The sequence below is a fragment of the Streptomyces sp. NPDC005070 genome (assembly GCF_053600395.1).
Genome location: NZ_JBSFZS010000206.1, coordinates 1 through 7,963 on the forward strand (window position 1 = coordinate 1; position 7,963 = coordinate 7,963).

At 69.5% G+C, this 7,963-nt stretch carries 13 protein-coding genes; 3 read left to right on the forward strand and 10 right to left on the reverse strand.

What is annotated here, in order from left to right; genetic code table 11:
- Positions 1–154 precede the first annotated feature (154 nt).
- From ACWEBX_RS35475 to ACWEBX_RS35505, 7 genes are read right to left on the reverse strand one after another with little or no spacing between them, the layout of a single operon-like run.
- Positions 155–400, reverse strand: a complete 246-nt coding sequence (locus ACWEBX_RS35475) for a gas vesicle protein (protein ID WP_451888874.1) — start codon at positions 398–400, stop codon at positions 155–157.
- The gene (locus ACWEBX_RS35480; protein ID WP_451888875.1) at positions 397–1,272 is read right to left on the reverse strand and encodes a GvpL/GvpF family gas vesicle protein; all 876 of its coding nucleotides are present in this window, start codon (positions 1,270–1,272) and stop codon (positions 397–399) included. The genes ACWEBX_RS35475 and ACWEBX_RS35480 overlap by 4 nt, the downstream gene beginning before the upstream one ends.
- Complete coding sequence (locus tag ACWEBX_RS35485) at positions 1,253–1,666, reverse strand: gas vesicle protein (protein ID WP_451888876.1); 414 nt, start codon at positions 1,664–1,666, stop codon at positions 1,253–1,255. The genes ACWEBX_RS35480 and ACWEBX_RS35485 overlap by 20 nt, the downstream gene beginning before the upstream one ends.
- Before the next feature lie 51 nt (positions 1,667–1,717).
- Positions 1,718–1,969 (reverse strand): gas vesicle protein GvpG, encoded by a 252-nt coding sequence (locus ACWEBX_RS35490; RefSeq protein ID WP_451888877.1) that lies wholly within the window; start codon positions 1,967–1,969, stop codon positions 1,718–1,720.
- A 10-nt stretch (positions 1,970–1,979) separates the two neighbouring features.
- Positions 1,980–2,693 (reverse strand): GvpL/GvpF family gas vesicle protein, encoded by a 714-nt coding sequence (locus ACWEBX_RS35495; RefSeq protein ID WP_451888878.1) that lies wholly within the window; start codon positions 2,691–2,693, stop codon positions 1,980–1,982.
- A 3-nt stretch (positions 2,694–2,696) separates the two neighbouring features.
- The gene (locus ACWEBX_RS35500) at positions 2,697–3,179 is read right to left on the reverse strand and encodes a gas vesicle structural protein GvpA (protein WP_451888879.1); all 483 of its coding nucleotides are present in this window, start codon (positions 3,177–3,179) and stop codon (positions 2,697–2,699) included.
- A 27-nt stretch (positions 3,180–3,206) separates the two neighbouring features.
- Positions 3,207–3,557: a gas vesicle protein GvpO gene (locus ACWEBX_RS35505; protein ID WP_451888880.1), complete on the reverse strand. Its 351-nt coding sequence runs from the start codon at positions 3,555–3,557 to the stop codon at positions 3,207–3,209.
- Between the two features lie 167 nt (positions 3,558–3,724).
- Here ACWEBX_RS35505 and ACWEBX_RS35510 point away from each other — a divergent pair, with 167 nt between their 5' ends.
- Together ACWEBX_RS35510 and ACWEBX_RS35515 are read left to right on the forward strand one after the other, a co-directional pair.
- Positions 3,725–4,702, forward strand: coding sequence for a histone protein (locus ACWEBX_RS35510; RefSeq protein ID WP_451888881.1), 978 nt, complete (start codon positions 3,725–3,727; stop codon positions 4,700–4,702).
- A 4-nt stretch (positions 4,703–4,706) separates the two neighbouring features.
- On the forward strand, positions 4,707–5,723 hold the full coding sequence (locus tag ACWEBX_RS35515) for an SRPBCC family protein (protein WP_451888882.1): 1,017 nt from the start codon (positions 4,707–4,709) through the stop codon (positions 5,721–5,723).
- 152 nt (positions 5,724–5,875) lie between these two features.
- Here ACWEBX_RS35515 and ACWEBX_RS35520 read toward each other — a convergent pair whose 3' ends face one another.
- From ACWEBX_RS35520 to ACWEBX_RS35530, 3 genes are all read right to left on the reverse strand, one after another.
- Complete coding sequence (locus ACWEBX_RS35520) at positions 5,876–6,244, reverse strand: low affinity iron permease family protein (protein WP_451888885.1); 369 nt, start codon at positions 6,242–6,244, stop codon at positions 5,876–5,878.
- 2 nt (positions 6,245–6,246) lie between these two features.
- Positions 6,247–6,423 carry a CsbD family protein gene (locus ACWEBX_RS35525; RefSeq protein WP_451888883.1) on the reverse strand — a complete coding sequence of 59 codons (177 nt, stop codon included), beginning with the start codon at positions 6,421–6,423 and terminating at the stop codon, positions 6,247–6,249.
- 516 nt (positions 6,424–6,939) lie between these two features.
- The gene (locus tag ACWEBX_RS35530; protein ID WP_451888884.1) at positions 6,940–7,473 is read right to left on the reverse strand and encodes a DUF5709 domain-containing protein; all 534 of its coding nucleotides are present in this window, start codon (positions 7,471–7,473) and stop codon (positions 6,940–6,942) included.
- Between the two features lie 238 nt (positions 7,474–7,711).
- Between ACWEBX_RS35530 and ACWEBX_RS35535 the strand changes: the two genes are divergently transcribed.
- A complete protein-coding gene (locus tag ACWEBX_RS35535) occupies positions 7,712–7,885 on the forward strand; it encodes a CsbD family protein (RefSeq protein ID WP_376450574.1) in 174 nt (57 codons plus the stop codon).
- Positions 7,886–7,963 lie beyond the last annotated feature (78 nt).

A 7,963-nucleotide genomic window follows, 5' to 3' on the forward strand; every position in this document is an offset into this window, starting at 1 on the left:
GTACCACCGACGTACCACCGACCCGGAGGAGGAACCGTGGAACAGGCCGGTCCGCGCAGCGCGCACGGCTCCACCGGGCGGACGCCGGAAAGCCCGTGCCGCGGCCTCCGCCGCCTCTTCCAGGGGGTCCGCGGCGCCCGGGGTGCCGTCGTCCTCAGCCGGCATGGCCGCCTCGCGGGGGAGCGGACCGGTCCCAGGGCGACGGATTCTCCGCGCTGACGGACACGATCAGCGCGCGCAGCGAGATCCGTACGAGATCGATGTCGGCGATGGACAGCACCACGTCACCGGCCAGGACCACCCCTCCGGCGAGAAGACGGTCCAGCAGGTCGACCAGCGCGACCTGACGGTCCGGCAGCGGTTCCAGGGAGGCCGAAGGGGAACGGCCGGGCACGGTCATGGCGTGACACCGCGTACGTCGCCGCCGGTTCCGCCGGTGCCTTCCCCATCGTCCGTGGCGTCCTGGGGCGGCATCGCGAAGGAGTACGGGGCCCATGGGCCCGTGACCTCCACACGGACCCCCGTCAGACCCCGGCCCGCTCGGGCGGCTTCCTCGCGGAAGGCCTCGCCGCGCCCGCGGGGCACCAGAAAGGCGTCGTTGAAGACGTTCTCGCCCGCGTCGCCCGCCAGCGCGCCCTGTTGGGGCCGGTGGGCCGCGCGGTCGGTCGCGTACGCGCGCGCCACGTCCCCTACACGCTCGGCCGCCTCCTGGGCCGCCCGGTAGACGGCCTCCCGGTCGCCGCGCTGCCGTCTTCGGGCGCTGAGGTAGGCACGCCCGGGGGTCATGTCCGCCGACGCGCTGGATTCGGGGGCGGGCGGAGCGGCCGGAGCGGTCGCCTCGACGTAGATCTTCACCCCCCATTCGACCTGGTCCGCCAGGTGATCCAGGCGCTCGGCGAACAGCCGTACCGCGGAGCGCAGCATGTCGCGCGCACTGCCGTCGTCGACATAGACGGTCGCCAGCCGCAGCGGCAGCGCCGGGGTGAGCCCCGTGACCTCCTCCACGATCGCGTGGTGCGCCCGTGCGACCGCCTCCAGCCAGTCCAGGTCCTCCAGATGGCGTCTGAGCCCCTCCTCGCGGAAGTCCGCGGCCGGCACCGGGCTCACCACGAGAACGATCTCCGTGGCGTCGCCGTCCTCCCCGCCTTCGGCGATCAGGTGGACCGGGGCGCCGGCGACTCCCGCGAGTCCGGCCAGCGTCCGGGCCAGGTCCGGGTGCCCGCGTGCCACGACGTACGCGTAGGTGACCGGTTCACTCGTTCTCGTCGGCATCGCGATCAGCCCTTCGGCGGGTGGTGCCGCGCGGTTCCGGCTCCACCTCGGGGATGCCCCTGTCCCGGCGCAGGGCGTTCAGCTCGGCACGCAGCCGGCGGTTCTGCTCGGCCAGCGAGTGCTCGTCCCTGGCCCCCGACGTGAGCGAGGGGTCGTGTTCCCACCAGTCGATGCCCATCTCCCTGGCTTTGTCGACCGAGGCGACGAGCAACCGGATCTTGATCGTGAGCAGTTCGATGTCGAGGAGGTTGATCCGGATGTCGCCCGCGATGACGATGCCCTTGTCGAGGACGCGTTCCAGGATGTCGGCCAGGTTGGCGGACGAGCCCTGCGCGTACGGCGGTGTCGCGCGGGACGGATAGTCGCCCAGGCGGTTGGAGAGCGGTTGACTCACGACGGTGTCCTCGAGTTCTCTCGGATCCGGGTCGGGACGCGAACGGGCCGGTCAGGGCTGTCCGCCCTGTTGGAACATCCTGATCTCCTCCAGCCGGTCGAGCAGTTGGTCCTCGATCAGGTCGAACGTCTCCTCGTCGATCTCACCGGCGTTCAACTGCCTTTCAAGATCGGCGAGTTGGAGACGTATCGGCGCCGGGTCGTAGTACTCGTCCTCCGCGGCCTCCAGAACCCTGTCCATCACCCAGGCGACTCCGCGCACGGGCGCCAGGGGAAGCGTGACGAGTTGTGTGAACAGGCCCATGACGACTCCCTCAGCTGAAGCTGTACGGAGGGAGCGGACCATTGAGCCGGAATTCGAATCCCTCGCCCATCTGGTGCGCGAGGCTCAGCTCCGTGGCCAGGAAGAGTTCGTCGTGCTCGTCGCTCACCAGGAACGACACGTTGAGAAAGTCCGTTCCGGTGGGCTGTGAGGAGTCGATCTCCCGGGCGAACGGGCGGAGCGCCTCGATGACGCCCGAGGCCAGTGCCTCCTGGCGGGCCCGGACCTCGTTGGCGACCATCTCGCCGAGCGTCACGGCCGCGTCGGGGGCCGCCGTGCCGGCGCGGATGCCGTCGTTGAGCTGCCGGGCCGGCTCCGAATCCGTGAGGATCTCCCGCAGCAGCATCTCCTCGTCCTGGGACGCCTTCAGGTTGTACTCGACGCAGCCCTCCAGCAGGCGCAGTCGGTCGGCGTACTCGTCGCCGCGCTCCTCCAGCGCCTGCCTGACGGCGTCGTCGTCCGGGGCGGTGTAGCCGAACCTGAGGGGCAGGACGGTGCCGTCCGCCAGCAGACGCTGCTGCACCTCCTGGTGCCGGCCGATGTCTCTTCGCTTGGGACGCAGTTCCTCCGGCGCGTCACTCACGACCGCGCAGAGCGGGCCCGCGGTCACGGTGCGCAGCGGGGAGGCCGAGGCGCCGACTCCGTCGAGCCCGTCGAGACGCAGCGGATGGTCCTTGAACGTGATCGAGTAGATGTATACGGCCATGGCTCACTCCTCCGCGCGAGACGCGCTTCGCTCCCGCCGGGAGGATCGCCGGGCCGGTCGCCGTCGTCGTTCCACCGTCTCCTCCTCTTCTCCCTCCGGCTCGTCCTCCTCGTCGTCCCCGTCCTTGCCCGTCACTCCCCGGATGGTCTCGGTGACCGCCTCCGCGGCGCCGCTCAGGGCTCCCTTGGACTTGCCCTTCGCGCCGGATTCCAGGGTGTCGCCGACGATGTCGGTGAGCTTGGACGGTGCCTTGTCGCCGGATTCCAGGTCGAGACGGTTGCATGCCTCCGCGAAGCGCAAGTAGGTGTCGACGCTGGCCACGACGATGCGTATATCGATCTTCAGGATCTCGATGCCCACGAGGGACACACGGATGAAGACGTCGATGACGAGCCCGCGGTCGAGAATGAGTTCCAGAACGTCGTAGAGAGTGCCGGATCCGCCGCTCCGGGCGACATTGCCACTACTCTGCGGCACCATGGTCATGGTGCCTCCCTTCACCGGCATGCCATGTCAGCGCCGGTCGATCTGTCCACGCGTATAGCGGCGCTTCCTCTCGTAGGCCACCAGGTCGCCCTTCTTGTCCAGGGTCACTCGGTAGGTGGCCATCACGCTGGTGGTCTCGGGGACGCGCTCCAGCTCGAGTACCTCCACATCCGCCTCCCAACCATCGTCCGTGGGTCTGATCGCGGAAACGGACTCGGGGGCTCGGCCGAGCAGCGTGCCGAGTTGTTCCACCGCCGAACGGATCGCACCGGCCGCGCCTCCGGAGCGTGAGGGGGCCGCACCGTCACCTGTCGGCCGCCGGCGCGCGGCACCACCGCCGGCGCTCGGTCGCCGTTTGGCGGGCTCTGCTGCGGCCATGGTGTCTCCGGTCGTCGGGAGGGACGCCGTACTTGGATAAAAGAGTGCAATCTCATCATATAGGGGTACTTGGGGCGTCAGGTGTGGATGGCTTGCCCTGAGGCCGCCCCGTCGAGCGCGCGGCCCCGGGGGAGATGAGGGCTGCGTGGTCCGAAGGGAAAAGGTTCATGAATGACACAACCAAGATCGCTCTGGCCGCGGCTGTCGCCGGGGGCTATCTGCTCGGGCGTACGAAAAACGGCCGCCTCGCGTTCGCCGCGGCCACCTATATCGCCGGGCGCCGATTCGCTCTCGATCCGAAGCAGTTGGCCACGGAAGGGCTGAAGCGGCTTTCGGACGTACCGGGTGTCGCGGAGCTCCAGGAGCAGGTGCGGGGCGAACTGATGGACGCCGGACGTCAGGCTCTGGCGGCCGCGGCCGACCGCCGCCTCGGTGAACTTGCCGGCAGTCTCCATGAACGGACACTGCGTGTCGGCGAGAAGCCCGAGAGCGACGAGAACGAAGAGAGCGAGGACGACTTCGAGGAGGGCGCCTACGACGAGGACGAGGGGCCCGACCAGGCGGACGACGAGCGCGACGACGAGTACGACGAGGAGGAAGAGGAGGAAGAGGAGGACGAGGGCGACGGCGAACCCGAGGGCGAGGCCGAAGAGGAGGAGCCGGAGGAAGAAGAGGAAGAGGAGGACGAGCAGCCGGAGCGGCCGCGAAGGCAGCGCCGGAGCGTACGGGAGGCGGAGAGCAGGCGCGCCACCGAACCCGCACCCCGCAGGGGGACCGCCCAGAAGGCCGCCAGGGAGAGCGCGCCTTCGGCCGCGAGTGGTTCGGGCAGGAGGCCCGCGGCGAAGAGGACCGCGGCCAAGAAGACATCGGCGCGAAAGCCGGCGGCGGAACGGCCGGAGAAGAAGGCCGCGAAGAAGACCTCGCCCCCGGCAAAGAAGACCGCGGCGAAGAAGGCGCCCGCGAAGAAGGCCGCTCCGGCCAAGAAGACCGCGGCCAAGCGGTCGCCCGCGAAGAAGAGCGCCGGCACTGCGAAGAAGACCGCTCCGGCCAAGAAGACCGCGGCGAAGAAGGCGCCCGCCAAGAAGACCGCCGCGAAGAGATCTTCGTCCAAGACGGCCAAGAGCGCTTCCGGACGACGGAGGTAAGGCCATGGCCACCAAACAGCGTGAGAAGGACAATGCCGGAGGCTCGGGCCTGGACGCGCTGCGCGACGAGCTCACCGACTTCCTGGGCGCCCAACTGGAACACCTGGTGGACAAGGCCGGTGACAAGGTCGCGGATGTCACCGACAGCCTCTTCGACTCCGCCGAGAACGGCGGCCCCCTCCTTGGAGCCGGTTCTCGCATCCTGCAAGGGGAATCGCCGCTGAAGGCGATCGTGTCGGAGAAGGCCAAGAGCGCCAAGGACAGCGTCGTCGGCAAGGTGAAGGACGCCTTCGGTGGCGGGGGAGGCGGCAAGGCCAAGTCCGGCAGCACCAAGGTCATGAACATCATCGAGGTGCTGGACGTCGGTGTCCCGGTCCGGAAGGCCTACGACCACTGGACCCAGTTCGAGAAGTTCAGCAGCTTCACCAAGGGTGTGCGCAGCGCCTCCCAGGACGGCGAGGGCGGCAGCGACTGGAAGGTGAAGGTCGGCCCGTCCACCCGGGGTTGGAAGGCGACCGTCCAGGAACAGGTTCCGGACGAGCGGATCGAATGGACCTCGGAAGGCACCAAGGGCAGTACACGCGGCTGTGTCAGCTTCCACGAGCTCACGCCGGACCTCACCCGCATCGTGCTCGTCGTCGAGTACTACCCGTCCGGCTTCTTCGAGAAGACCGGAAACATATGGCGCGCCCAAGGCCGCCGTCTGCGGCTGGACTTCAAGCACTTCCAGCGCTACGTGACGCTCACCGACGAGGAAGCCGAGGGCTGGCGCGGCGAGATACGCGGCGGCGAGGTGGTCCGCACCCACGAGGAGGCGCTGGAGGAGGAGGAAGCGGCAGCGGGCGAAGAGGACGAGGACGGCGCGGAGGACTACCAGGACGAGGAGATTCCCGAGGAAGAGGAGGAGGAAGAGGAGGGCGAGGAGCTCCCGGAGGCTGACGAAGAGGTCCCGGAGGAGGACGACGAAGCGGAGGCGGAGTACGACGAGGAGGACGGGGAGTACGAGGACGAGGAGCAATGAGGGGCGAGTACCCGAGCGCGCGGCGGGAGCGTGCCGGCAGGACCACTGCGCAGCGGGGACGTGCCGACAGGACACCGGCCCCCGCCGCGCGGTAGGGCACCGACCCGTGACCCGGTAGGGCAACTACCCAGCCAACCGGCCGGGGTCGGTCGTCAGGTCTCGTCCTCCATGCGGATCACCCGCCGCAGGTCCTCATGTGCCTTGCCGGGCGCACCCTCCTGCGCTTCCAGCAGGGCCGAGGCGATGGCGTCCAGCTTGCGCTGGATCGCCCGCTCGGACCGAAGCTCGGAGTTCTTCAGCAGTGCCAGGAGCAGCAGCGTCACCGCGGTCATCGCGTCACCGGCGAGAAGAAGCCACTCCCCGGCGAGGCCGGCGACGTGAACGGCGACCGTCGCAGAGACCAGGGCGACGCAGAGGGCGAAGAAGACAGGCGAGCTGGTGAACCTCGAACCGGACTCGGCGAGCCGCTCGAACCTGCCCCGTTCCTCGCCCCCGCGGTCGGCGGGATGCTGGAAGGCCATGGTCAGTGCTTGGTCCACCGGCGCACATGCGCCGAGGCCTTCTCCGTCATCTCCTGGGCCTTGCCCCTCAGTTGCTCCCGACGGCCCGCACGCTGGATCGACGTGTCGCCGAGCACCTTGCCCACGGACTCCTTGACCTTGCCCTTGACCTGCTTGGCCTTCGCGTTGCCCTGGAACATCGTCGCCGTCCTCCGGGTGCGCGCCGTGCCGCGACGCGTCGGGTCACTCTGCCTTTCTCACCGTGTGACCTGGCGGACGGCACCGCAAACCGGCCCCTCCGCCGCACCCACCCCGCGGCGATGCGCAGCCGGTTTCCTCGCGCCCCGCCGGGGGACTCGTGGCGACAGCCCGGAGTCGCACGAACACCGGACCCGACGGGTCCGGAGCCAGGCTGAGCCGGGACCGACCAGCGAAAGGACGAGAAGGAGCCATGACCGCCGACATCGGGACCAGGAGCACCTCGCGACCGGAGACGGGATGGGCGCAGGCGCGTCGCCGGCGCCGGACCGGCCCGCGGACCTGTCTTCCGGCGACAGCCGGCACATCGGCCCGCCCGGACCGGACCGCCCCGGACTGGAACATCGTCAGGGGGGAGGACTGACCGGACGTCACTTCTCCGTACGGTTCGCGTCGTCACGGGCGGGCCTCGGGAAGCCGTCACGGTTCGGGCCTCGGACAGCCGTCACGGGTGAGCGTCAGGAGGCGGAGTCCGTCGTGGAGCGCAGCCGGCGGATCTCGTCCGCCGGGGGCCGGCGTACGCCCTCGTCCACCAGGCGCTCGGGCATGTCGTCGTCGGGGATCAGGTGAACGTCGGCCTGCTCGGCGGGGTCCGCGTCTCCGTCGGCACCCACGTCCTCGGCGATCATGTCGTGCTCGGCGTCGTTGTGGGCGCCCACGTCGAGGGCCAGGATCCTTTCCTCGGGATCCGGGCCCACCTCGTTGTCCAGGGGCTCGCCTCCGTCGCCGGTGAGTTCGTCCTCGTCGTCCTCGTCGGAGTCCCGCAGGGCCGGATCCGTGCGCTCCTCGGCCAGCTTCTCGTCCAGACTCTCCCCCTGGTGCTGTTCACGCGCCGTGGTGCCCAGGTGGTCCACGGCGAGCGGGCGCTCGGGCGGCGACCACCCGTCGTCGAAGGGGTCCGAGCCCCGGTATTCGAGGGTGTCCTCCGGATCGAGGATGCCTTCGTCCTCGCGGATGTCGGGACCTCCCGGCTGGTAGACCTCATCACCCATGACGTCGTCCTCGCTCTGCTGCCCGAGATGGGCGCGACCCTCCGGACGGATCCGAGTGTCATCGGCCCATGTCTCCAGGCTCACCCAGCACACCGGTTCCGGCATGCCGGAACCGCGTGCGATCACGGAGGGTCACCGAACGGCGGGAGATGATTCTCGATCTCCACGTTTGGCACCCGTGGGACGGGTCACCCGACTCTCGACACTCGAAGCCGACCGTGATGGGAAGTGAGACATCGTGAGTGGCGAGCAGAAGGCCAAGGCCAAGATGGAACAGGCCAAGGGCAAGACGAAGGAAGCGGCCGGGCGCGCCGTGGGCAACGAGCGGATGACCGCCGAAGGCCGGGCCGAGAAGGCCAAGGGCGACGCACGTCAGGCCAAGGAGAAGACGAAGGACGTCTTCAAGGGCTGAACAGGCCCAAGGGCAGGAGGCGGACTCCCGGTCTCCGGGAAGTCGGCGCGGCCGCCAGGCCGACCACGTGGGGCCCGT

What these genes read in the sequence shown, in the direction of transcription:
- ACWEBX_RS35500 (WP_451888879.1), bottom strand. Translation starts at nt 3,179, where the DNA reads ATGACCATGGTGCCGCAGAGTAGTGGCAATGTCGCCCGGAGCGGCGGA.
- ACWEBX_RS35510 (WP_451888881.1), top strand. Translation starts at nt 3,725, where the DNA reads ATGAATGACACAACCAAGATCGCTCTGGCCGCGGCTGTCGCCGGGGGC.
- ACWEBX_RS35525 (WP_451888883.1), bottom strand. Translation starts at nt 6,423, where the DNA reads ATGTTCCAGGGCAACGCGAAGGCCAAGCAGGTCAAGGGCAAGGTCAAG.
- ACWEBX_RS35490 (WP_451888877.1), bottom strand. Translation starts at nt 1,969, where the DNA reads ATGGGCCTGTTCACACAACTCGTCACGCTTCCCCTGGCGCCCGTGCGC.
- ACWEBX_RS35475 (WP_451888874.1), bottom strand. Translation starts at nt 400, where the DNA reads ATGACCGTGCCCGGCCGTTCCCCTTCGGCCTCCCTGGAACCGCTGCCG.
- ACWEBX_RS35530 (WP_451888884.1), bottom strand. Translation starts at nt 7,473, where the DNA reads ATGGGTGATGAGGTCTACCAGCCGGGAGGTCCCGACATCCGCGAGGAC.
- ACWEBX_RS35515 (WP_451888882.1), top strand. Translation starts at nt 4,707, where the DNA reads ATGGCCACCAAACAGCGTGAGAAGGACAATGCCGGAGGCTCGGGCCTG.
- ACWEBX_RS35520 (WP_451888885.1), bottom strand. Translation starts at nt 6,244, where the DNA reads ATGGCCTTCCAGCATCCCGCCGACCGCGGGGGCGAGGAACGGGGCAGG.
- ACWEBX_RS35505 (WP_451888880.1), bottom strand. Translation starts at nt 3,557, where the DNA reads ATGGCCGCAGCAGAGCCCGCCAAACGGCGACCGAGCGCCGGCGGTGGT.
- ACWEBX_RS35480 (WP_451888875.1), bottom strand. Translation starts at nt 1,272, where the DNA reads ATGCCGACGAGAACGAGTGAACCGGTCACCTACGCGTACGTCGTGGCA.
- ACWEBX_RS35495 (WP_451888878.1), bottom strand. Translation starts at nt 2,693, where the DNA reads ATGGCCGTATACATCTACTCGATCACGTTCAAGGACCATCCGCTGCGT.